Source organism: Acidovorax sp. GW101-3H11, assembly GCF_001633105.1.
Classification (GTDB): Bacteria; Pseudomonadota; Gammaproteobacteria; order Burkholderiales; family Burkholderiaceae_C; genus Acidovorax.
This window is the reverse complement of record NZ_LUKZ01000012.1, coordinates 141343-163668: the sequence shown is the minus strand read 5'-3', so window position 1 is coordinate 163668 and position 22326 is coordinate 141343. Positions and strand designations below refer to the sequence as shown.

Below are 22326 nucleotides of genomic sequence, written 5' to 3'. Positions count from 1 at the left end.
CGTATTTTTCTTCCGGCCCCATCCGTTGGTCGGACAAGTCGCCCATGATCACACTGGCTGTTGACTGCATGGGGGGCGACCATGGCCCCCGCGTCACGCTCGCGGCGTGCCGCCAGTTTCTCGAACACCATCCCGATGCTCGTTTGCTGCTGGTAGGCCTGCCAGGCAGCCTGCAGGCGTTTGCGCACGACCGTGCTGCCATTGTTCCCGCCTCCGAAGTGGTGGCCATGGACGACCCGGTGGAGGTGGCCTTGCGCAAGAAGAAGGATTCTTCGATGCGCGTGGCCATCCAGCAGGTCAAGGACGGCGCGGCATCGGCGGCCGTCTCGGCGGGCAACACCGGCGCGCTGATGGCCATCGCCCGTTATCTCCTCAAGACGCTGGATGGGATTGACCGCCCAGCGATTGCCACCCAGCTGCCCAATGCCACGGGCGGCGCCACCACGGTGCTGGACCTGGGGGCCAATGTGGATTGCTCGGCTGAGCATCTGCTGCAGTTTGCCGTGATGGGGTCCGCCCTGGTGTCGGCCCTTCAGGAGGGCGGTGAGCCCACCGTGGGTTTGCTGAATATTGGCGAAGAGGTCATTAAAGGCAGCGAAGTCATCAAAAAAGCGGGTGAACTGCTGCGATCTGCTGCCAGTTCCGGTGATTTGAACTTCTTTGGTAATGTTGAAGGCAATGACATTTTCAAAGGCACCGTGGACATCGTGGTGTGTGACGGTTTTGTGGGCAATGTGGCGCTCAAGGCCAGCGAGGGTGTTGCCTCGATGGTCATTGGGGCGCTTAAGACCGAGTTCTCCCGTCATATCTTCACGAAAATGGCGGCGATCATCGCTTATCCGATCCTAAAAGCGCTCATGAAGCGTATGGACTACCGCCGGTACAACGGCGCGGCGCTGCTCGGCCTGCGCGGACTGGTGTTCAAGAGTCACGGATCGGCCGACGCCATGGCCTTCGAGCAGGCTTTGAACCGGGCGTATGATGCAGCCCGCAACAACCTGCTCGACCGTGTCCGGACCCGGATTGCGCATGCGGCACCGCTTCTGGTGCCTGCAGACGCCCAGCCCCAGCCTGGCGCAGCGGCGACGACACATTGATGAGACGCTACTCCCGCATTACCGGCACCGGCAGCTACCTGCCGCCCCGCCGGTTGACCAACGCCGATCTCGTGGCCGAACTGGGCCAGCGCGGCATCGAAACCTCTGACGAATGGATTGTGGAGCGCACCGGCATCCGGGCGCGCCACTTTGCGGCCCCCGATGTGGCCAGCAGCGATCTGGGTCTGGAGGCCGCGCGCAACGCCTTGCAGGCGGCCGGGCTGCAGCCGACGGACATCGACCTGATCATCGTGGCCACGTCCACGCCTGACATGGTGTTCCCCTCCACCGCTTGTATCTTGCAGAACAAGCTGGGGGCCAATGGTTGCCCGGCGTTTGATGTGCAGGCGGTCTGTAGCGGTTTTGTGTACGCGCTGTCGGTGGCAGATGCCATGATCCAGACGGGGGCGGCCAACCGCGCCCTGGTGATCGGCGCCGAGGTTTTCAGCCGCATCCTGGACTTCAATGACCGCACCACCTGCGTGTTGTTTGGTGATGGCGCCGGGGCAGTGGTGCTGGAGGCGTCCGAGACGCCCGGCATCCTGTCGAGCGACCTGCACGCTGATGGCAAACATGTCGGCATTCTGTGTGTGCCGGGCAATGTGTCGGGTGGCCAGGTGCTGGGGGATCCGCTCCTCAAGATGGATGGGCAGGCTGTTTTCAAGCTGGCGGTAGGGGTGCTGGAAAAAGCCGCCCATGCCGCATTGGCCAAGGCCGGCTTGACCGAAGCGGACATCGACTGGCTGATTCCGCACCAGGCCAACATCCGCATCATGCAGGGCACGGCCCGCAAGCTGAAGCTGTCCATGGACAAAGTGGTGGTCACCGTGGATCAGCATGGCAACACGTCTGCGGCTTCCATTCCGCTGGCGCTCGACCACGCCGTGCGCTCCGGCCAGGTCCACAAGGGTCAGACCCTGTTGCTGGAGGGGGTGGGTGGTGGCTTTGCCTGGGGCGCTGTGCTCCTGAAGTTGTAGCTATCAAGCCAATGTGGACAGGCGGTAGCGCCCAATTTCTCTCAAATTTCTGGATTTTGTCATGACGTCTTTTGCATTTGTCTTTCCCGGACAAGGCTCCCAGTCCGTGGGCATGCTCGATGGGTGGGGTGATCACCCTGTGGTGGCGCAGACCCTGCAAGAAGCATCGGATGCCCTGCGTGAAGATGTGGGCGCCCTGATCAAAGAGGGCCCCAAGGAGGCGCTGGCGCTGACCACCAACACCCAGCCGGTGATGCTGGTGGTGGGTGTGGCGGCCTGGCGTGTTTGGCGTGCTGAGGGCGGGGCTGCCCCGGTGGCAGTGGCCGGGCATTCGCTGGGCGAATATTCGGCCCTGGTGGCGGCCGACGTGCTGACGCTGGCACAGGCGGCTCCGCTGGTGCGACTGCGCGCTGCGGCCATGCAAGAGGCTGTGCCGGTGGGCACCGGCGCCATGGCCGCCATTTTGGGCATGGAAGCCTCCAAGGTCATCGCCGGGTGTGCCGAGGCGCTGGCATCGTTCGGGTCCGGCACCACCGAGGTGGTCGAGGCCGTCAATTTCAACGACCCTATCCAGACCGTGATTGCCGGAACCAAGGCAGGTGTGGACAAGGCCTGTGAAGTGCTCAAGTCGGCCGGTGCCAAGCGCGCGCTGCTGCTGCCGGTGTCTGCGCCTTTCCACTCCAGCCTGATGAAGCCCGCCGCTGAAAAGCTGCGCGTGGCGTTGGCCGGTGTGGCGCTGGCCGCGCCCCAGATTCCAGTGCTCAACAACGTGGACGTGGCAGTGCAGCAGGACGCGGACGCCATTCGCGACGCACTCTACCGCCAGGCCTTTGGCCCGGTGCGCTGGGTTGAATGCGTGCAGGCGCTGAAGGGCCGTGGCGTGACGCACATTGTTGAATGTGGCCCCGGCAAGGTGCTGGCGGGCCTGACCAAGCGCATCGACCCCGAACTGGTCGGCGCAGCATTGTTTGACTCGGCCACGTTGGCCGAAACCCGGGAGTTGTTGGCATGACGGAATCGACCCAGACGGTAGCTCAGGCGGCGCAAGTAGCGCTGGTGACCGGCGCATCGCGCGGCATTGGCGCAGCGATTGCTCTAGAGCTGGCGGTGCGCGGCTACCAGGTGGTGGGTACGGCCACTACGGATGAAGGTGCTGCGCGCATCAGCCAGGCGCTGGCGGCCTATCCGGGCTGCCGGGGTGCCAATCTGAATGTGAACGATGTGGCGGCGGTTGAGGCCCTGATGGACTCCATCGTCAAACAACAAGGCGGCCTGCATGTGCTGGTGAACAACGCCGGCATCACGCGCGACACCCTGGCCATGCGCATGAAGGACGACGACTGGGATGCGGTGATGGACACCAATCTCAAGGCCGTGTTCCGTGTGAGCCGCGCCGCGATCCGCCCGATGATGAAGCAGCGTTTTGGGCGCATCATCAGCATCACCAGCGTGGTGGGTGCATCGGGCAATCCGGGCCAGGCCAACTACGCCGCCGCCAAGGCGGGTGTGGCGGGCATGACGCGCGCACTGGCCCGAGAGCTGGGCAGCCGCAGCATCACCGTGAACTGCGTGGCGCCTGGTTTTATCGAGACGGACATGACCTCGGTGTTGCCTGAAGATCAGCAAAAAGCGCTCAATGCGCAGATCCCGCTGGGCCACATGGGCAAGCCAGCGGACGTCGCGCATGCGGTCGCTTACCTGGCTTCGCGCGAGGCGGGCTATGTGACGGGGCAGGAGTTGCATGTCAATGGCGGCATGTACATGTAATTAAGATAAGTTAACGCCGGTTCATCCGGACGGCGGGTCGTTTAGGGGCTTCTCCTTAAGCGGCTAGAATCGCGGATTCATTCACAACCCCCAGAGGGAAACCATGAGCGATATCGAAGCACGCGTCAAAAAAATCATTGCCGAACAACTCGGTGTGGAAGAGTCCCAAGTCACCAATGAAAAGGCCTTCGTGGCAGACCTCGGTGCCGACTCGCTCGACACGGTGGAACTGGTGATGGCTCTGGAAGACGAATTCGGCATCGAGATCCCGGACGAAGACGCCGAGAAGATCACCACGGTGCAAAACGCCATCGACTACGCCAATACCCACCAGAAGGCCTGAGCGGCGCCCTGCGCCTGACTCAAGCGATCAGCAGAAGGTTTTTACGCATGAGCCGTCGTCGCGTTGTCGTGACCGGCCTAGGTTGCGTCAGCCCCGTGGGTAACACGGTGGCCGATTCCTGGGCCAACCTCCTTGCCGGAAAGTCCGGCATTGATCTCATCACCAAGTTCGATGCGTCGAACTTCGCCTGCAAGATCGCGGGGGAGGTCAAAGGTCTTGACCTGGAGTCGTACATCAGCGCCAAGGATGCGCGCGCGATGGACGCTTTCATCCATTTCGGCATTGCCGCAGCTGCGCAGGCCGTGCAAGACGCCGGTTTGCCTACGGGCGAGGCGCTCAGTGACGAGTTCGCCACACGCATTGCGTGTGTGATCGGCTCTGGCATTGGCGGCCTTCCGCTGATCGAAAATACCCATGCGGAACTGGCCAGCCGTGGGCCTCGGCGTATCACGCCGTTTTTTGTGCCCGCGTCCATCATCAATATGGTGGCCGGCCATGTGTCCATGCGCTTCGGCTTCAAAGGGCCGAATCTGGCTGTGGTGACTGCCTGTACAACGGGCTTGCACTGCATCGGAGAAGCGGGTCGCATGATCGAATACGGGGATGCGGATGTGGTGGTGGCTGGTGGCACAGAGTCCACGGTGTCGCCACTGGGCATTGGTGGCTTTGCTGCCATGCGTGCCCTGTCCACCCGCAACGATGACCCCCAGACAGCCTCCCGCCCCTGGGACAAGGACCGCGATGGTTTTGTGCTGGGCGAAGGTGCTGGCGTGATGGTGCTGGAAGAGTACGAACACGCCAAGGCCCGTGGCGCCAAGATTTACGCCGAACTCAGTGGCTTTGGCATGAGTGCGGATGCGGGCCACATGACGGCCCCCAACATGGATGGCCCCCGCCGTGCCATGCTCAGCGCCTTGCGCAATGCAGGCATCAATGCCGACCAGGTGGATTACCTGAATGCGCACGGCACGTCCACTCCACTGGGCGACATCAACGAAACCAACGCGATCAAGGCGGCCTTGGGTGCACATGCCTACAAGACCGTTGTCAGCTCCACCAAATCCATGACGGGCCACCTGCTCGGTGGTGCGGGGGGGATTGAAAGTGTTTTCACCGTGCTGGCCCTGCACGAGCAAAAGGTGCCTCCCACCATCAACCTGTTCAATCAGGACCCCGAGTGCGATCTGGACTACTGCGCCAACACGGCGCGGGATATGAAGATTGACGTGGCCGTAAAGAATAACTTCGGTTTTGGCGGCACCAACGGCACGCTGGTTTTCAAGCGCATCTGATCCAGCGGACAGCTTTTTTCTTCGTGGCATCGATGCCCGTGGACGCCCTCGGCCCAGCGCACCGAATGCCCTCCCCCTGTCCAGCAGGGCAGGGGGTTTTCGTGCGCTGTGGCGCGGTTTCAGTTTGACCCCGATGCCATGAACCGACCCACACGGCGTGCGCCTGCTGTGCTCTACCCCGTGCGGCGCAGCATGGCCTTGGGCGCTGCATTGGTCGTGTTGTTGTTGGCAGGGGCTGCGGTGCTGTGGGCCTGGCTTGCGGAAGGTGCGATGCTGTCCTGGGTGTCTGCAAGCACTGCTGCTGGCGTTTGGCTGGTGGCTGCAGCGGGCGCGGTGCATTTCTGGCGCCAGCAATTTGTGGGTACCCTGCGCTGGGACGGGCAGGGATGGGTCCTGGAAGGCGATGGGCCTGAAAAAATATTCCGGGCACTTTCTGCGCCGCCTGAAGTCCTTCTTGACCTGCAGGCCCATCTTTGGGTGTGTGTCTCTCCGTGGGGGCATCACCGCACCTGGCTTTGGCTGGAGCGTGCGAGCCAGCCCGAGCGCTGGCTGGACATGCGCCGTGCGGTATATTCGCGCGCCGTACCGGGCGCTGACAACCCTGACGCAACCGCCCCGGCCACGGCCGTGGGGCGTGAATCCTGAGTATCCATGACTGTAATTTCGCCTTCTCCCCCCGAAGACAGCGATCTCCACCTGGTGGAGCGCACGGTAGCGGGCGATCAGCGCGCTTATGAGTTACTGGTCATCAAGTACCAGCGCCGCATTGAGCGCCTGATAGGGCGCATGGTGCGCGACACCGACCTTGTCCAGGACATTGCCCAGGAGACCTTTATCCGAGCCTACCGGGCGCTGCACCAGTTCCGTGGGGATGCGCAGTTCTACACCTGGCTGTACCGCATTGCCGTCAATACTGCCAAGAAGGCGCTGATGGACATGAAGCGCAACCCGGTCATCTCAGAAAACGCATTCCGGGGCGGTGAGGACGAGGATGAAACTTCCCGCCTCGGACATGAACTAACCAGCGACGAAACCCCCGAGACCGTACTGGCTGCCCAAGAGATTGCGCAGGTGGTGAATGCGGCCATGGAGGCGTTGCCCGATGACTTGCGCCAGGCGGTGACGCTGCGCGAGATTGAGGGTTTGAGTTACGAAGAGATCGCGGCGGCCATGGGATGCCCCATCGGCACGGTGCGGTCCCGGATTTTTCGGGCGCGTGAGGCCATCTCGGCCAAAGTGCGCCCTCTGCTTGAGAACCAGTCGGGCAAACGGTGGTGAGGTGATGGAATGAACAAGGCTGAAACAGGTATCAATGGACTGGCGGGTGGCCCCGTGGACCAAGGGGCGGACCGTCGGGAGCGGCTGTCTGCGCTGGCTGATGGCCAGCTTCAGGGCGACGAACTGAGTGCCGCATTCGCCTATGCGGCGGAGGACGAGGACGGGGCCAAGACCTGGCAGCTGTACCACCTGGTGGGCGATGTGCTGCGCTCGGCAGACCTTGCGCAGCCTGCCAACCCGGCATTCATGGCCCGTTTGCGTGAACAACTGGCCCAGGAGGCGCTGCCTGAGCGCCCCCAAGTTCCGGTCCCCGTGGCCGTGGTTGCTGCCGGACTGCCCGAGGCTGCCAATGCGTCCGTGTTCCGCTGGAAGATGGTGGCGGGCTTTGCTTCCCTGGCTGCGGTGGCGGCGATCGGTTGGACATCCCTGGCCAGTTTGCAAGGTGCGGGCCCTGCAGCAGGGGCAGGGGCACAGATGGCGGCCGTGCCCGAGCGCAGCAGCCCGGCCCCAGGGGCTCCCGTGGTGGCTGTGGCCGACGCTGACGGGCAGCAGGTGATGCTGCGGGATCCCCGCCTGGATGAATTGCTGGCCGCCCACAAGCAGTTTGGCAGCACATCGGCACTGCAGATGCCAGCGGGTTTTCTGCGCAATGCCACCTTTGAAACCCCTGGCCGTTGATTTGGGAATAAGGATGCCTGCTCCAGGCGGTGAGATCGCGTGATGAACACATTGGGAGTGCTGGGCGCTGCTGGAATCTTTCGCAATCGGTGGCTGATGTGGTGTGGGGCGGTGGTTGCGTCGGGCCTGGTGGCATCAGCAGCCCTGGCCGCAGGCCCTGGCGGGGGCAATCCTGCTGCTGCTTCCTCGGAGGCGATATCGGTCCCTGCCGAGCGCGATGTGGCGCAGTGGATTGAGCGCATGCACAGTGCGCCCTGCCGCAAATCCTACGCCGGGGTGTTTGTGGTGATGTCTGCCAACGGAGCCATGTCCAGTTCCCGCATCTGGCATGCCTGCGATGGGCTTCAGCAGATGGAGCGGGTGGAGTCGCTGAGCGGCACGCCGCGCACTGTTTTTCGGCGCAACGATGAGGTGCGTACCTTTTTGCCGCAGGCGCGTGTGGTGCGCACGGATCGGCGCGATGCGGCCGGGCTTTTCCCGCGCGTGCCGGTGGTCAGCGGCACATCCACGGCCCAGTTTTATACCTCGCAGCTGATAGGCCAGGAGCGGGTGGCGGGCTTGGTGTCCGATGTGGTGTGGTTCAAACCCCTGGATGCCCTGCGCTTTGGCTATCGCCTGTGGGTGGAGCGGGACTCCGGGCTGGTGGTGAAGCTGCAAACCCTGGCCTTGGACGGGCGGGTGCTGGAGCAGGCCGCTTTTTCGGAGCTTGATTTGAATGCATCGGTGCGGGTGGAGCAGCTCTCCCGCTTGATGGATTCAACCATGGGCTACAAGGTGGTCGCCCCAGCCGTCGTGAAGACGACGGCCCAGGCCGAGGGCTGGGCGCTGCGGCAGCCGGTGGCGGGGTTCGTGCCTGTCAGTTGCCATCGCCGGGCAGTTTCTGGTGCAGACGATGCGCAAAGCGTGCTGCAATGCTTGTACTCCGATGGACTGGCTTCCGTGTCCTTGTTCCTGGAGTCTTTTGACCCCCAGCGTCACCCGGCGCAATCCCAGGTGTCGGGCATGGGTGCAACGCAGCTCTTGGCGCAGCGGGTGTCGCCGGACACCTGGTTGACGGCTGTCGGCGAGGTCCCCTTGCAGACGCTGCGCCTTTTTGCCGGACAACTGGAACGCGTCCGCTGAGCGCGTCCATCCTCGCGGGGTGGCAAACGCCCCTTCCTGGCCTGGTTGACTGATAGTGTGGCGAAGAACCTGGGTCTTTGCCGGGAACCATTTCGCGGCACACTCTTCACAGTCACACCAAGTTGATAGCCAGCATTTGCACAATTCACGAAAGGTCGAAGATGCCGAAGTTCGATGGAAATAAGCTGCGCTCTGTGGCGCTCGCGTGCATGTTTGCCGGGGTGGCCGGCGCCGTGGCGCTGCCCCAGGTGGCGTGGGCCCAGCCAGCGGCCGTGGTCCGGGGGTTGCCGGACTTCACGGATCTGGTGGACCAGGTGGGGCCCTCGGTGGTCAATATCCGCACGGTCGAAAAAGCGTCCTCCCGTGCCGGTGCCAATGGCATGGACGAGGAGATGCTGGAGTTCTTCCGGCGTTTTGGTGTGCCCATTCCTAACCAGCCCCGCCAGCAGCGCCCCCAGAGGCCGCAGCAGGAAGAGGAGCAGCAGCCACGGGGTGTGGGTTCCGGGTTCATCCTGACGGCAGACGGTTTTGTCATGACCAACGCCCATGTGGTGGACGGTGCCGATGAAGTCATCGTGACGCTCCCGGACAAGCGCGAGTTCAAGGCCAAGATTGTGGGTGCAGACAAGCGCACGGACGTGGCGGTGGTCAAGATCGAAGCCACGGGCCTGCCGGCGGTGAAGGTGGGGGATGTGAGCCGCCTGCGGGTGGGTGAATGGGTGATGGCAATTGGCTCCCCCTTTGGGCTGGAGAACACCGTCACGGCGGGCATCGTGAGTGCCAAGCAGCGCGACACGGGGGACTACCTGCCCTTCATCCAGACCGATGTGGCGATCAACCCCGGCAATTCGGGCGGCCCGCTTATCAACATGCGCGGCGAGGTGGTGGGCATCAACAGCCAGATCTATTCACGCTCAGGTGGCTTCATGGGCATCTCGTTTGCTATCCCCATGGATGAAGCCATCCGGGTGAGCGAACAATTGCGTGCATCGGGGCGCGTGACGCGCGGACGCATTGGCGTGCAGATTGGCGCGGTCACCAAAGATGTGGCCGAGTCCATTGGGCTGGGCAAGGCGCAAGGTGCGCTGGTCACGGGTGTCGAGGGCGGGTCGCCCGCCGACAAGGCCGGCGTGGAAGCCGGGGACATCATCACGCGTTTTGACGGCAAACCCATCGAGAAGGTGGCAGACCTGCCGCGCCTGGTGGGCAATACCAAGCCCGGAAGCAAAAGCACGGTGACGGTGTTCCGCCGGGGGGCGTCGCGTGATCTCGGCATCACCATCGCAGAAATCGAACCAGACAAGCCTGCTACCAAGGTGGCCGAGCGTGAGGAAAAACCCAAGGCCTCCGCAGCTGCGCAGCAGTTGGGGCTGTCGGTGACGGAACTGACGGACGCGCAGAAGAAGGAGTTCAAGCTCAAGGGCGGCGTGGTGGTGGCCGCTGCCACTGACGCTGCAGCCCGTGCGGGACTGCGCGAAGGGGACATCATCTTGTCGGTGGCCAATACCGAAATTTCGGGCGTCAAGGAGTTTGAGTCGGTACTCGCCAAGGCCGACAAGAGCAAGTCCATCAACGTGCTGTACCGGCGCGGTGAATGGGCCCAGTACGCCCTGATCCGGTCTGGGCGCTGACGCGGCGCTGTTGGAGGGGAGGGGCGGCCCCACACAGGGCTGATTCCCCTCTTCTTTGAGCGGGCCTTTGGGTGATCGATTTCTTTTTTGGCTTTTTTGCGTCGCCATCGGAAGATGACTAGATGTTAGCTTTTGCTAACTTTTGGGGAGCCTATCAACCAGATTCGATAGAATAGAGGCTTCCGTTAAACGCTTATCTGCATATTGACTGGCGTCGGGTTCACGATGCGGGATGGTTTGGTGCAATGCACAGCTGATCCACAGCTCACCCACAAGTTGTCCAGCGTTGTTGTTGTGCCAACTGTGAATAAACTGTGTATAAAATCCCTGTTGCAGACCGGCAACTCCCCCTCAGTGCAGTCGGGCGGGCTTTTCCAAGCGGCCTTTTTGCCTACAATGAAGCTCCAACTATCGCAGTTGCCAATGATTGTTGGTTCAGGGCGCGTCGCCACTCGACGCGCCCTTTTTTCTTGTGGGCGCCGTTTTAATTCAATCACTTGACGCTTTCCGTTGATGAATCACATCAGAAATTTTTCCATCATTGCGCACATCGACCATGGCAAGTCGACGCTGGCCGACCGCTTGATCCAGCGGTGTGGCGGGCTGGCGGAGCGTGAGATGGAGGCCCAGGTCCTGGACTCGATGGACATCGAAAAAGAGCGTGGGATAACCATCAAGGCGCAGACCGCTGCGCTGCAGTACAAGGCGCGCGATGGTCAGATCTACAACCTCAATCTGATCGATACACCGGGCCATGTGGACTTCTCCTACGAGGTCTCTCGTTCACTGTCTGCATGTGAAGGCGCACTGCTCGTCGTCGATGCATCGCAGGGCGTAGAAGCACAGACCGTGGCCAACTGCTACACCGCGCTGGACCTGGGTGTGGAAGTGGTGCCTGTGCTCAACAAGATGGATTTGCCCAACGCCGATCCCGACAACGCGAAGGCCGAGGTCGAGGATGTCATCGGCATCGATGCGACCGACGCCATCCCTTGCTCAGCGAAGACCGGCATGGGCATCGACGAGATCCTCGAAGCCATCGTGGCCAAGGTGCCTGCGCCGCGTGGCAATGCCGACGGCCCGCTGCGCGCGATGATCATCGACAGCTGGTTCGACAGCTACGTGGGCGTGGTGATGCTGGTGCGCGTGGTCGATGGCCGTTTGCTGAAAGGCGAACGCATCAAGATGATGGCCAGTGGTGCGGTGTACAACGCGGACAACCTTGGTGTGTTCACGCCTGCCAACGAGCCGCGCAATTCGCTCGACGCAGGGCAGGTGGGCTACATCATCGCTGGCATCAAGGAGCTGCAGGCCGCCAAGGTGGGCGACACGATCACGCTCGAAAAGAAGTTGCCCAACAACGCAGGCCCTGCCACCGAGGCGCTTCCCGGCTTCAAGGAAATCCAGCCCCAGGTGTTTGCCGGTCTGTACCCGACCGAGGCGAGCGAATACGACTCGCTGCGCGATGCGCTTGAAAAGCTCAAGCTCAATGACGCCTCTTTGCATTACGAACCGGAAGTCAGCCAGGCGCTGGGTTTCGGTTTCCGCTGCGGCTTCCTGGGTTTGTTGCACATGGAAATCGTGCAGGAGCGTCTGGAGCGCGAGTTTGACCAGGACCTCATCACGACGGCGCCCAGCGTGGTCTACCAGGTGGTCAAGGCCGATGGCGAAGTGATCATGGTCGAGAACCCTTCCAAGATGCCCGACCAGGGGCGGCTGGAGGAGATCCGCGAGCCCATCGTCACGGTGCACCTGTACATGCCCCAGGACTACGTGGGCCCGGTGATGACACTGGCCAACCAGAAGCGTGGTGTGCAGATGAACATGGCGTACCACGGTCGCCAAGTGATGCTCACCTACGAAATGCCACTCGGCGAAATCGTGCTTGATTTCTTCGACAAGCTCAAGTCGGTGTCGCGCGGCTATGCCTCCATGGACTACGAGTTCAAGGAATACCGTGCGTCCGACGTGGTGAAGGTGGACATCCTTCTGAATGGCGAAAAGGTCGATGCACTGTCCATCATCGTGCACCGCTCGCAATCCCAGTACCGGGGTCGCGCCGTAGTTGCCAAGATGCGCGAGATCATCAGCCGCCAGATGTATGACGTGGCCATCCAGGCAGCGATTGGCGCCAACATCATTGCGCGCGAGACCATCAAGGCCTTGCGCAAGAACGTGCTGGCCAAGTGCTACGGCGGGGATATTTYCCGCAAGCGCAAGCTGCTCGAAAAGCAGAAGGCGGGCAAGAAGCGGATGAAGCAGATCGGTTCGGTCGAGGTGCCCCAAGAGGCGTTTCTGGCTATTTTGCAGGTGGAAGATTGATGCAGTTCATGCAAATTCTCACGTCTTTGGTGCTGGCCGGTTTTGCCGGTTATGTCGGCGCCTGGTACTTTGGCGCTATCGAGGGCAACTTTGCGCTGCTGTTGTTTCTGGCCACGGTGATCACCGGTGCGTACTGGCTGGCGGAGCGGTTCTACTTCTTGCCGGCACGGCGCCGCGCGGCGCAAGCGATCGAGGATGCTGCCGTGGCGCGCCGCGCCGAGCTGGACCGCATGGGCATCCAGAAGATCGACGTGGATGTGCAGGAGGCCAAAGGTCAGATCCTCATGCAGCCCTGGTGGCTGGACTGGACCGCAGGGCTTTTTCCGGTGATTGTTGCGGTGTTTTTCCTGCGCTCCTTTCTGTTTGAGCCGTTCAAGATTCCGTCCGGATCCATGATCCCGACCCTGCTGGTGGGCGACCTGATCCTGGTGAACAAATTCACCTACGGCCTGCGCCTTCCGGTCATCAACACGAAGATCACCGAGGGCAACAAGCCCGTGCGTGGCGACGTGCTGGTATTTCGGTATCCGCCGCAGCCCAGCATGGACTACATCAAGCGTGTGGTCGGGGTGCCTGGTGACGAGGTCGCCTACATCAACAAGCGCCTCACGATCAATGGCAAGGCCATTGATACAAAAGCGATTCCCGACTTTTTTGAAGAAGACGCGATGCGCTACTTCAAACAGTTCGAGGAAACGCTGGGTGACAAGCCCCACCGCTTGCTGAACAACCCCGACGTGCCCGCTTTTGTGCAAGGCGCCAGCAATTTTGCCTATCGCGAAAACTGCCGCTACAGTGTGGAAGGCGTCGCTTGCAAGGTCCCCGAAGGCCACTATTTCATGATGGGCGACAACCGCGACAACTCGCTGGACTCTCGCTACTGGGGGTTTGTTCCAGAGGGCAATATCGTGGGCAAGGCCTTTTTTGTCTGGATGAATTTCGGTAATCTCAAGCGCATCGGTGCGTTCCACTGATACGCGCAGCCGATGCACACCACATAGTGAGGGGGTAATTTATGACAATGAATCGCACCACAAGCCGCTCCCGCCAGCGCGGGTTGTCTTTTTTTGGATTGGTTTTTGTTGGCGTGATCGCTGTGGCTGTGTTTGCCATCGGTGGTCAGTCCGTTCCGATTTATCTAGAGTACGTTACGGCGAAGAAGGCGATTGAAAAAGCCAAGGTGGAGGGAACAGTTCCCGGTGTGCGCGCTGCTTTTGATCGAGCTGCGGCGATCGACGACATCAAGTCAATCCAGGGCAAGGACCTGGAAGTCACCAAACGCGGCGACAAGGTCGTGGTGTCGTTCAAATACTCCCGCGAGATCCCTCTGGCGGGGCCGGCCTATCTGGTCTACCGCTTTCAAGCGCAGACCAACTAGGTGCAGCCCGGTCTCGTCGCGCTGCAGGCTCGCCTGCAGCATGTTTTTTCTGATCCTTCGCTGCTCCAGCGTGCCACCACGCACCGCAGCTTTTCTGCGGACCACAACGAGCGGCTCGAATTTCTGGGTGACTCCGTCCTGAACCTGGCGGTTGCCAGCCTGTTGTACCAGCGGCTGTCTGCGCTGCCCGAGGGCGATCTATCCCGGGTGCGCGCCAACCTCGTCAAACAGGACACCTTGTACCAGCTGGCCCTGCGGCTGAAGGTCTCCGAGGTGCTGCGCCTGGGCGAGGGGGAGGCCAAGTCGGGCGGGCAGCAACGCCCCTCCATCCTGGCCGATGCCCTCGAAGCCCTGATTGGTGCGGTATACCTTGATGCGGGGTACGTCCATGCCGAGGCGCTGGTGCACCGCCTGTTTGAAGAGGTGGAGATCAACCCCCAGATGCAGGCGGCGTCCAAGGACGCCAAAACCGCGTTGCAGGAGTGGCTCCAGGGCCGCAAAATGAAGCTGCCGCAGTACCAGGTGGTGGCAACCGTGGGCGCGGCCCACCGCCAAACCTTTGACGTCGAGTGCGATATTCCCGAACTGGGCCTGACCGAACGCGGCATCGGTGGCTCGCGCCGGGCCGGCGAGCAGGCGGCAGCTGCCGCCATGCTGGCCACATTGAAAGCAAAGAATTTATGAATGACGCTACTAAAAATGTAGCTGGTGACGAGGGTGCAGAAAGCGCCCCCGTGCAAAACGATCTGGAGGCCATGCTGGCCGCCGCTGCAGTGCCTGCGGCTGTGCCGGGCCAGCGCTGCGGCGTGATTGCCATTGTGGGCAAGCCCAACGTGGGCAAGTCCACGCTGCTCAATGCCCTGGTGGGGCAGAAGATCAGCATCACCTCGCGCAAGGCGCAGACCACGCGCCACCGCATCACGGGCATCCGTACGCGGGAGCAGACGCAGTTCATCTTTGTGGACACGCCGGGTTTCCAGACGCGCCACGCCACGGCGCTCAACAAGTCGCTCAACAAAACCGTGATGGGCGCGATCGGCGATGTGGACCTGATCCTCTTTGTGGTCGAGGCGGGCAACTTCACGCTGGCCGATGCCAAGGTGCTCTCGCTCTTCAAGCCCGGCATCCCCACGCTGCTGGTGGCCAACAAGCTTGACATGGTGCACCGCCGTGCCGAGCTGGCACCCTGGCTCAAGAGCATGCAGGAGCGCCACCCGTTCGCCGAGTTCGTGCCCATGTCGGCCAAGAACAAGGGCGATATCGAGCGCATGTTTGGCATCTGCGCCAAGTACCTGCCTGAGCAAGCCTGGTGGTACGCCGAGGACGAGCTGACCGACCGCAGCGAGAAGTTCCTGGCCTCCGAGACTGTGCGCGAAAAGCTCTTCCGCTTCACCGGCGATGAACTGCCCTACACCTCGACCGTGGTCATCGACAAGTTCGACGAGGAAAAGAGCAAGCAGCACAAGCGCCTCGTGAAGATCGCCGCCACCATCGTGGTCGAGCGCGACAACCACAAGATGATGGTCATTGGCGACAAGGGCGAGCGCCTCAAGCGCATCGGCACCGAGGCCCGCCAGGAGCTGGAAAAGCTCATGGACGCCAAGGTGTTCCTCGAACTCTGGGTCAAGGTGCGCTCTGGCTGGGCCGACGACGAAGCGCGTGTGCGCTCCTTCGGCTACGAATGAGCGCTGCCCGAATGATCTGCCGACCACCCGACGCGGTGGCGGGCTTTTCCTGACCCCTTTCGCACCACTTTCCAACCAGCACCGTGGCTGCCGCCAAGCGCATCGCCGATGAGCCCGCCTTCGTGCTGCACAGCTACGACTGGAGCGAGTCCAGCCTGATCCTGGAAGTCTTCTGCCGCCGCCAGGGGCGCGTGGCCCTGGTGGCCAAGGGCGCGAAGAAGCCCACTTCCAACTTCCGCCCCGTGCTGCTGCCGCTGCAGCCGCTGCTGCTCACCTACACCCTGGCGGGCGACGGCACGGCCGACATCCACACCCTCAAGGGCGCCGAGTGGGTGGGCGGCCATGTGATGCCCACGGGCGATGCGCTGCTCTCGGGCCTGTACCTCAACGAACTGCTGCTGCGCCTGCTGGCGCGGGCCGATGCGCACGCCGCGCTGTTCGACGCCTACGCGGGTGTGGTACGCGTGCTGGCCAGCGAACATGGCGACGCGCTGGAGCCCGTGCTGCGCAGCTTTGAATTGCTGCTGCTGCGCGAGATTGGCCTTCTGCCCAGCCTGGATGTGCAGACCATGACGCTGGAGCCGCTGAAGGCCGACGCCCGCTACACGCTGGTGGCCGAAGGCGGTTTGCGGATGGCCTCCAGCACCGACCGCGCGGCGCTGGCGGGCCGCCAGTGGATCGCCCTGCAGCGCGCGCTGGACGATGACTCCGCCAGCTACACCGCCACGCTGCGCGTCTGTGCCCCCGTCGCTGCGGAACTCAAGCCCCAGCTGCGCACCGTGCTGCAATACCATTGCGGCAGCCCGATGCTGCGCACCCGCCAGCTCATGATTGACCTGCAGGCCCTATGAACCAGCCCTCCCTCCCCGCTTCGCACCCGACCACCGCCCTCTCGGTCAACGTCAACAAAGTCGCGCTGCTGCGCAACACGCGCCACCTGGGCATCCCCAGCGTCACGCGCGCGGCCGAGCTGTGCCTGCAGGCGGGTGCCCAGGGCATCACCGTGCACCCCCGACCCGACGCGCGCCACATCCGCAGCCACGACGTGTTCGAGCTGGCCGCGCTGATGAAGGCCTGGCCGGACCGCGAATACAACATCGAAGGCAACCCGTCGCAGAACCTGATGGACTTCATTCGCCAGGTGCGGCCCCACCAGGCGACCTTTGTGCCCGACAGCGAAGACCAGTTCACCAGCGACCACGGCTGGAGCTTTCCGCAAGACGCCGAGCGCCTGGCGCCCCTGATCGCAGAATGCAAGGCCTTGGGCGTGCGCGTGAGCCTGTTCATGGACCCGGTGCCCGGGCAGATGGCCGCCGCCCGGGCCATGGGCGCTGACCGGGTGGAGCTGTACACCGAACCCTACGCCGCCGCCTGGGGCACGCCGCAGCACGCTGTGGAACTCAAGCGCTACGCCGCCGCTGCCCAGGCCGCGCTGGACGCGGGCCTGGGCGTGAACGCAGGCCACGACCTCAACCGCGACAACCTGGCCGCCTTTGTGCGCGAGGTGCCCGGCGTGCTCGAAGTCTCGATTGGCCACGCCCTTATTGCCGATGCGCTGGAGCTGGGCTACACCGCCACGGTCCAGGCCTATCTGGCGTGTATCCAGGCGGGGTTTACAGGTACGATCAATAACTCCTGATTTGATAGCTGCTAAGGCATGATGGACGCGCGGTAGCAGCCATTTTTATTCAAAAATTCTCATGATCTACGGCATTGGCACCGACATCTGCGACGTGCGCCGCATCGCCGCCAGCCTGGAGCGCCACGGCGAACGTTTTGCCCAGAAGGTGCTGGCCGACGGCGAGCTGGCCACCTGGCGCGAGCGCAGCAGCCGCTGGCCCGACCGGGGCCTGCGCTACCTGGCCACGCGCTTTTCGGCGAAGGAAGCGTTCAGCAAAGCCATTGGCCTGGGCATGCGCATGCCCATGACCTGGCGCCACTGCGAGGTGGCCAAGCTCCCCACGGGCCAGCCGGTGATCGTGCTGCACGGCGCGCTCAAGGAATGGTTCGAGGCCCGGGGGCTGAAGGCGCACCTGAGCGTGACCGACGAGACCGACTACGCCGCCAGCTTCTGTGTGGTCGAGAAAATTTGAAGAAAATAAGCCTTTACCGCGCGACTGGTATGCCTTTGTAGCTATTGTTTTGATAGTAAATTCTGACGGACCCTGATGACTGAACACGCACCCCTGATCCTCGACGTGGCGGGCACCACACTCACCGACGTGGACCGCCGCCGCCTGGCCCACCCGCTGACCGGCGGCGTGATCCTGTTTGCCCGCAACTGGGACAACCGCGCGCAGCTGCTGCAGCTCACCAGCAGCATCAAGGCCGTGCGCGACGACCTGCTCATCTGCGTGGACCACGAAGGCGGCCGCGTGCAGCGCTTTCGCACCGATGGTTTCACCCACCTGCCGCCTATGCGCGCTTTGGGCGAGATGTGGATGGACGATGGCAAGGGCGCCAAGGCGGTGCCCGGCAGCGGCGCGCTGCGCGCCACCAATGCCGCCACGGCAGCGGGCTACGTGCTGGGGGCCGAGCTGCGCGCCTGTGGGGTTGATTTCAGCTTCACGCCCGTGCTCGACCTGGACTGGGGCGAAAGCGGCGTGATCGGCGACCGTTCCTTTCACCGCGACCCGCGTGTGGTGGCGCTGCTGGCCAAAAGCCTCATGCACGGCCTGCTGCAGGCGGGCATGGCCAACTGCGGCAAGCATTTCCCGGGTCATGGTTTCGTGAAGGCCGACTCGCACACCGAAGTGCCCGTGGACAAGCGCAGCCTCAAGGCCATCCTGGCCGACGACGCCGCGCCATACCCCTGGCTCAGCAGCACGCTCACCAGCGTGATGCCCGCCCACGTGATCTACCCCAAGGTCGATAGCCGCCCCGCAGGCTTCTCGCCGCGCTGGCTGCAAGACATCCTGCGCCGCCAGATGCGTTTTGACGGCGCCATCTTCAGCGACGACCTCAGCATGGAAGGCGCGCGCCGCCTGGACGGCCAGGTGGTGAGCTACACCGACGCCGGGATTGCGGCGCTGCAGGCGGGCTGCGACCTGGTGCTGCTGTGCAACCAGAGCCTGGGCGACGGCCAGGCCGTGGATGAGCTGATCGACGGCCTGGAAAAAGCCCGCAAGCAAGGCCGCTGGCAGCCCAGCGTGGACAGCGAATCGCGCCGCCTGGCGCTGCTGCCCGAAACCCTGCCCCAGCCGTGGGACGAGCTGATGTACCAGCCTGCGTACCTGCAGGCGCTGGATTTGCTGCCCTGAGGGGCAGTTTCAAGTCCCCCCGCGAGGTCGAAGCCAGGCGCTCAGGGTTGGCCTGAGCCGCCCTGCGGCGCTGTCGTGGGGGCTGGGGGCGGCGCTGATTGTGCTGCAGCGGGCATTGCGGTCGGGTGTGCAGCAGGTTCTGGCGACGCTGCCGGCGCAGGCGCCAGTGGCGTTGCTGGTGCGGGCACACCCTGAAAGCGCCGTACCACCCGCTGGAACACCAGCGAATTCGGGATCTGCAGCCAGGCCACATGCTCGGCCGTGGCGCCATGGTCTTCCAGCGTGGTGTAGAGCAGGTTGATGTCCACCACGCGGCCCTTGGCGCCGGGTTTCTCGGCGGTGTCCAGCACCTCGATGTAGTCGCCGATGCGGAACGGCCGCACGGTGAAGATCAGCAGCGCGCAGAACAGGTTGGACAACACGCTCCAGGCGGCAAAAAACGCCACCGCACCCACCGTGGCAAAGCCGGTGAACGCTGTCCAGAGCACGGTGGCAGAGACGCCCATGCGCTCCAGCACCAGCAGCAGTGCGCTGGCCACGATGATCCAGCGGATCAGTCCGTTCAGGGGCACGACCAGCTCGTCGGGCACCTGGTAGTGGCTGCTGGCGCGGCGCACGATGCGGCGCAGCACGCGCTGCAGCAGCCAGGCCACAAAAAGGATGAGCAGGATCTGCGTGCCGGGGATGATGACCTCCAGCCAGTCCTGCACCCAGTCGGGCAGACGGGTTTTCAGCAGTTGCATGCGGGAGGCCACGGTGCGCGCACTGCGCTCGGTGGCGTCAAACGAGAAGGCGGAAAAGAAACTCAATTGCGCAATTGCTCCACGGTATCCATCTGCATTTCAAAACTGAAGAAACGGTTGCGGCCCTGGGCCTTGGAGGCGTACAGGGCCTGGTCGGCGCGCATGATCATGCTTTCGGCATTGGTGCTGTCGTCGGGCACGCAGGTGGTGATGCCGCCGGACAGAGTAAGGATGTCGCCCAGGGGCGAATTGGCATGTGCGATGGCCCGCACCTTGAGCAGCTGCCCCAGGGCGCGTGCGAAGGTCATCGCACCCGAGCGGGGTGTGTTGGGCAGGATGAGGGCGAACTCTTCGCCGCCATACCGCGAGGCCACGTCCCGGGGGCGCACACACACTTCGCGCAGCAGGCGGCCCACCTCTTTCAGGCAGGAGTCGCCCTGCACATGGCCGCTGGCGTCGTTGAAGAGCTTGAAGTGGTCCAGGTCGCACAGCATCAGCGTGAGCGGCGTGCCATCCCGGCGCGCCGCCAGAATCTCGTTGTGCAGGATGCGGTCAAAGCCCCGGCGGTTGACCAGGCCGGTGAGCGCGTCGATCTCCACCATCTCGTTGAGGCGCTGGTTGGCGGCATGCAGCTCGGCCGACATCAGCACCAGACGGCGGCGCATGTCCAGCAGGCGCCGCATGGCACGCAGCTTGGCCATGAGCACGATGGGCTTGACGGGCTTGACGAGGTAGTCGTCGCCGCCCACCTCAATGCCGCGCCACACGTCCAGCTCGTTGTCCAGGCCCGACAGGAAGATGATGGGAGTCCAGTCGCCCGCCTCGCTTTCGCGCATCTGCTGGGCCACCCAGTAGCCGTCCTGGCCGGGCAGCTTGATGTCGAGCAGCACCAGGTCCGGGCGGTGGGTCTTGAAGAGGTGCAGCGCCGCCTGGCCCTCGGGCGCCTCAAAAATGTTGGACACGCCTGCGCGCCGCAGTTCGGCCACCAGCGCGGCGCGCACGGAGCCCTGGTCTTCGACCACCAGCACCGAGAACGCATTGCCGGAGGGCAAGGGCTCGGCGGCGGGGTAGGGGGCATTGCTGGAGCTGAAAGGCACAGGGGTTTCCTTGGGCGCCGTCGTCAAACGGCGCGGTCTCGGGCTCCCGGGGTGCATCGCCCCGGGGCCTCGCACAGGCTCAGGACTCGCGGCGCAGCGCCGGGAACAGGATCACGTCGCGGATGCTGGGGCTGTCGGTCAGCAGCATCATGAGGCGGTCAATGCCAATGCCGCAACCCCCCGTTGGGGGCATGCCGTATTCGAGCGCACGCACAAAGTCGTGGTCGTAGAACATGGCTTCGTCGTCGCCGCTGTCCTTGGCGGCCACCTGGGCGTGGAAGCGTGCGGCCTGGTCTTCGGCATCGTTCAATTCGCTGAAGCCGTTGCCGAACTCGCGGCCGGTGATGTACAGCTCGAAGCGCTCGGTCACCTCGGGGCGGGTGTCGTTGGCGCGTGCCAGGGGCGAGATCTCGGTGGGGTGCTCCATGATGAAGGTGGGCATCCAGAGCTTGTCTTCCACCGTCTCCTCGAAGTACAGCACCTGCAGGCTGGCCAGAGTGCGGGTGGACAGCTTGTTCTTCTCTTCGTTCAGGCCCAGCTTCTTCAAGGCGCTGATCAGCCAGGCAGCATCGTCCACATGGGCGCCTGCTTCGGTGTACTGGAAGATCGCTTCGCGGATGGTCAGGCGCGCAAACGGCTGGCTCAGGTCCACGTCGCGCCCACCGTAGCTCAGCTGCAGCGAGCCCGTGGCCTTCAGGGCCACTTCGCGGATCAGCGTCTCGGTGAAGTCCATCAGGTCCAGGTAGTTCCAGTACGCCGCGTAGAACTCCATCATGGTGAACTCGGGGTTGTGGCGCACCGAGATGCCTTCGTTGCGGTAGCTGCGGTTGATTTCGAACACGCGCTCGAAGCCGCCCACGATCAGGCGCTTCAGGTACAGCTCCGGCGCGATGCGCAGGTACATCTCCTGCTCCAGCGCGTTGTGGTGCGTCACGAACGGCTTGGCGTTGGCACCGCCCGGGATGGGGTGCAGCATGGGCGTCTCGACCTCCAGGAAGCCGTGGCTCACCATGAACTCGCGCAGGCCGCTCACGGCCTTGCTGCGGGCCATGAAGCGCTTGCGGGCGTGCTCGTCGGTGATCAGGTCCACATAACGCTGGCGGTATTTCTGTTCCTGGTCGGCCATGCCGTGGAACTTGTCGGGCAGGGGGCGCAGGCTCTTGGTCAAGAGGCGCAGGCTGCTCACCTTGATCGACAGCTCGCCCGTCTTGGTCTTCATCAGCGTGCCCTCAGCACCCACGATGTCGCCCAGGTCCCAGTGCTTGAAAGCGGCGTACAGTTCTTCGCCCACCGCATCGCGCGTGACGTAGAGCTGGATGCGGCCACCCACCTCGCCCAGCGAGCCGTCCTGCACCGTGGCAAAACTGGCCTTGCCCATCACGCGCTTGAGCATCATGCGGCCGGCCACGCTGACGGTGACGGGTGTGGCCTCCAGGGCCTCGTTGGCCGTCTCACCGTGGTCCTGGTGCAGCTGGGCTGCCTTGTGGGCGGGCTTGAAGTTGTTGGGGAAGGCCACGCCGCCGCCGTTGGCTTGCACTTCGCGCAAGGCGCGGAGCTTTTCGCGGCGCTCGGCGATGAGCTGGTTGTCGTCCTGGGGAGGGAGGGTTGTGTTGTTGTCAGACATGGAGGGCCGCCCGCAGATGGAGGCGTTCAGAG

23 protein-coding genes are annotated in these 22326 nt (G+C 63.4%); 20 read left to right on the top strand and 3 right to left on the bottom strand.

Features of this window, described 5'->3' with window-relative positions; all coding sequences use genetic code 11:
* Positions 1-44: 44 nt before the first annotated feature.
* The 20 genes from plsX (at position 45) to nagZ (ending at position 18830) form a co-directional block, all read left to right on the top strand.
* A complete protein-coding gene (gene plsX, locus A1D30_RS13370) occupies positions 45-1097 on the top strand; it encodes a phosphate acyltransferase PlsX (RefSeq protein WP_063461211.1) in 1053 nt (350 codons plus the stop codon).
* Positions 1097-2074, top strand: a complete 978-nt coding sequence (locus A1D30_RS13365; protein ID WP_063461210.1) for a beta-ketoacyl-ACP synthase III — start codon at positions 1097-1099, stop codon at positions 2072-2074. Before plsX ends, A1D30_RS13365 begins: the two co-directional genes overlap by 1 nt.
* A 61-nt stretch (positions 2075-2135) precedes the next feature.
* Complete coding sequence (fabD, locus tag A1D30_RS13360; protein WP_063461209.1) at positions 2136-3086, top strand: ACP S-malonyltransferase; 951 nt, start codon at positions 2136-2138, stop codon at positions 3084-3086.
* A complete protein-coding gene (fabG, locus tag A1D30_RS13355; RefSeq protein ID WP_063461208.1) occupies positions 3083-3841 on the top strand; it encodes a 3-oxoacyl-ACP reductase FabG in 759 nt (252 codons plus the stop codon). The genes fabD and fabG overlap by 4 nt, the downstream gene beginning before the upstream one ends.
* 103 nt (positions 3842-3944) lie before the next feature.
* Positions 3945-4184 (top strand): acyl carrier protein, encoded by a 240-nt coding sequence (acpP, locus tag A1D30_RS13350; RefSeq protein WP_003058049.1) that lies wholly within the window; start codon positions 3945-3947, stop codon positions 4182-4184.
* A gap of 47 nt (positions 4185-4231) precedes the next feature.
* Positions 4232-5476 (top strand): beta-ketoacyl-ACP synthase II, encoded by a 1245-nt coding sequence (fabF, locus tag A1D30_RS13345; RefSeq protein ID WP_063461207.1) that lies wholly within the window; start codon positions 4232-4234, stop codon positions 5474-5476.
* 138 nt (positions 5477-5614) lie between these two features.
* On the top strand, positions 5615-6121 hold the full coding sequence (locus tag A1D30_RS24800; RefSeq protein ID WP_082836460.1) for a hypothetical protein: 507 nt from the start codon (positions 5615-5617) through the stop codon (positions 6119-6121).
* A 6-nt stretch (positions 6122-6127) separates the two neighbouring features.
* The gene (gene rpoE, locus A1D30_RS13340; protein WP_063461206.1) at positions 6128-6754 is read left to right on the top strand and encodes an RNA polymerase sigma factor RpoE; all 627 of its coding nucleotides are present in this window, start codon (positions 6128-6130) and stop codon (positions 6752-6754) included.
* Between the two features lie 9 nt (positions 6755-6763).
* Positions 6764-7432: a sigma-E factor negative regulatory protein gene (locus tag A1D30_RS13335; RefSeq protein ID WP_082836446.1), complete on the top strand. Its 669-nt coding sequence runs from the start codon at positions 6764-6766 to the stop codon at positions 7430-7432.
* 42 nt (positions 7433-7474) lie between these two features.
* On the top strand, positions 7475-8554 hold the full coding sequence (locus tag A1D30_RS13330) for a MucB/RseB C-terminal domain-containing protein (RefSeq protein WP_063461205.1): 1080 nt from the start codon (positions 7475-7477) through the stop codon (positions 8552-8554).
* A gap of 161 nt (positions 8555-8715) precedes the next feature.
* Positions 8716-10185 carry a Do family serine endopeptidase gene (locus A1D30_RS13325; protein ID WP_063461204.1) on the top strand — a complete coding sequence of 490 codons (1470 nt, stop codon included), beginning with the start codon at positions 8716-8718 and terminating at the stop codon, positions 10183-10185.
* 513 nt (positions 10186-10698) lie between these two features.
* Positions 10699-12507, top strand: coding sequence for a translation elongation factor 4 (lepA, locus tag A1D30_RS13320; RefSeq protein ID WP_063461203.1), 1809 nt, complete (start codon positions 10699-10701; stop codon positions 12505-12507).
* Positions 12507-13481: a signal peptidase I gene (gene lepB, locus A1D30_RS13315; protein ID WP_063461202.1), complete on the top strand. Its 975-nt coding sequence runs from the start codon at positions 12507-12509 to the stop codon at positions 13479-13481. The genes lepA and lepB overlap by 1 nt, the downstream gene beginning before the upstream one ends.
* Before the next feature lie 41 nt (positions 13482-13522).
* On the top strand, positions 13523-13885 hold the full coding sequence (locus tag A1D30_RS13310) for a DUF4845 domain-containing protein (RefSeq protein ID WP_063461201.1): 363 nt from the start codon (positions 13523-13525) through the stop codon (positions 13883-13885).
* Positions 13886-14569: a ribonuclease III gene (gene rnc / locus A1D30_RS13305; protein WP_063461200.1), complete on the top strand. Its 684-nt coding sequence runs from the start codon at positions 13886-13888 to the stop codon at positions 14567-14569.
* On the top strand, positions 14566-15570 hold the full coding sequence (gene era, locus A1D30_RS13300; RefSeq protein ID WP_063461199.1) for a GTPase Era: 1005 nt from the start codon (positions 14566-14568) through the stop codon (positions 15568-15570). The genes rnc and era overlap by 4 nt, the downstream gene beginning before the upstream one ends.
* A gap of 83 nt (positions 15571-15653) precedes the next feature.
* Complete coding sequence (recO, locus tag A1D30_RS13295; RefSeq protein ID WP_063461198.1) at positions 15654-16421, top strand: DNA repair protein RecO; 768 nt, start codon at positions 15654-15656, stop codon at positions 16419-16421.
* On the top strand, positions 16418-17209 hold the full coding sequence (locus tag A1D30_RS13290; protein WP_063461197.1) for a pyridoxine 5'-phosphate synthase: 792 nt from the start codon (positions 16418-16420) through the stop codon (positions 17207-17209). The genes recO and A1D30_RS13290 overlap by 4 nt, the downstream gene beginning before the upstream one ends.
* 61 nt (positions 17210-17270) lie before the next feature.
* Positions 17271-17663 (top strand): holo-ACP synthase, encoded by a 393-nt coding sequence (gene acpS, locus A1D30_RS13285; RefSeq protein WP_063461196.1) that lies wholly within the window; start codon positions 17271-17273, stop codon positions 17661-17663.
* 75 nt (positions 17664-17738) lie between these two features.
* On the top strand, positions 17739-18830 hold the full coding sequence (gene nagZ, locus A1D30_RS13280) for a beta-N-acetylhexosaminidase (RefSeq protein WP_063461195.1): 1092 nt from the start codon (positions 17739-17741) through the stop codon (positions 18828-18830).
* Positions 18831-18871: 41 nt separating this feature from the next.
* Here the strand turns inward: nagZ and A1D30_RS13275 are convergent, their stop codons facing one another.
* The 3 genes from A1D30_RS13275 to lysS all read right to left on the bottom strand — a co-directional run bounded on the left by A1D30_RS13275 (position 18872) and on the right by lysS (position 22294).
* Entirely contained in the window at positions 18872-19573 is a 702-nt protein-coding gene (locus A1D30_RS13275; RefSeq protein ID WP_063461386.1) for a mechanosensitive ion channel family protein, read from the bottom strand.
* Between the two features lie 62 nt (positions 19574-19635).
* A complete protein-coding gene (locus A1D30_RS13270; protein WP_063461385.1) occupies positions 19636-20670 on the bottom strand; it encodes a diguanylate cyclase in 1035 nt (344 codons plus the stop codon).
* A gap of 79 nt (positions 20671-20749) precedes the next feature.
* Complete coding sequence (gene lysS, locus A1D30_RS13265; protein ID WP_063461194.1) at positions 20750-22294, bottom strand: lysine--tRNA ligase; 1545 nt, start codon at positions 22292-22294, stop codon at positions 20750-20752.
* Between the last annotated feature and the right edge of the window lie 32 nt (positions 22295-22326).

Coding starts and splice junctions, on each gene's coding strand:
- lepB (WP_063461202.1), top strand. CDS start 12,507: ATGCAGTTCATGCAAATTCTCACGTCTTTGGTGCTGGCCGGTTTTGCC.
- acpS (WP_063461196.1), top strand. CDS start 17,271: ATGATCTACGGCATTGGCACCGACATCTGCGACGTGCGCCGCATCGCC.
- A1D30_RS13330 (WP_063461205.1), top strand. CDS start 7,475: ATGAACACATTGGGAGTGCTGGGCGCTGCTGGAATCTTTCGCAATCGG.
- era (WP_063461199.1), top strand. CDS start 14,566: ATGAATGACGCTACTAAAAATGTAGCTGGTGACGAGGGTGCAGAAAGC.
- fabG (WP_063461208.1), top strand. CDS start 3,083: ATGACGGAATCGACCCAGACGGTAGCTCAGGCGGCGCAAGTAGCGCTG.
- plsX (WP_063461211.1), top strand. CDS start 45: ATGATCACACTGGCTGTTGACTGCATGGGGGGCGACCATGGCCCCCGC.
- A1D30_RS13290 (WP_063461197.1), top strand. CDS start 16,418: ATGAACCAGCCCTCCCTCCCCGCTTCGCACCCGACCACCGCCCTCTCG.
- lysS (WP_063461194.1), bottom strand. CDS start 22,294: ATGTCTGACAACAACACAACCCTCCCTCCCCAGGACGACAACCAGCTC.
- rpoE (WP_063461206.1), top strand. CDS start 6,128: ATGACTGTAATTTCGCCTTCTCCCCCCGAAGACAGCGATCTCCACCTG.
- A1D30_RS13365 (WP_063461210.1), top strand. CDS start 1,097: ATGAGACGCTACTCCCGCATTACCGGCACCGGCAGCTACCTGCCGCCC.
- fabF (WP_063461207.1), top strand. CDS start 4,232: ATGAGCCGTCGTCGCGTTGTCGTGACCGGCCTAGGTTGCGTCAGCCCC.
- fabD (WP_063461209.1), top strand. CDS start 2,136: ATGACGTCTTTTGCATTTGTCTTTCCCGGACAAGGCTCCCAGTCCGTG.
- A1D30_RS13310 (WP_063461201.1), top strand. CDS start 13,523: ATGACAATGAATCGCACCACAAGCCGCTCCCGCCAGCGCGGGTTGTCT.
- nagZ (WP_063461195.1), top strand. CDS start 17,739: ATGACTGAACACGCACCCCTGATCCTCGACGTGGCGGGCACCACACTC.
- acpP (WP_003058049.1), top strand. CDS start 3,945: ATGAGCGATATCGAAGCACGCGTCAAAAAAATCATTGCCGAACAACTC.
- A1D30_RS13335 (WP_082836446.1), top strand. CDS start 6,764: ATGAACAAGGCTGAAACAGGTATCAATGGACTGGCGGGTGGCCCCGTG.
- A1D30_RS24800 (WP_082836460.1), top strand. CDS start 5,615: ATGAACCGACCCACACGGCGTGCGCCTGCTGTGCTCTACCCCGTGCGG.
- A1D30_RS13325 (WP_063461204.1), top strand. CDS start 8,716: ATGCCGAAGTTCGATGGAAATAAGCTGCGCTCTGTGGCGCTCGCGTGC.
- A1D30_RS13275 (WP_063461386.1), bottom strand. CDS start 19,573: ATGCAACTGCTGAAAACCCGTCTGCCCGACTGGGTGCAGGACTGGCTG.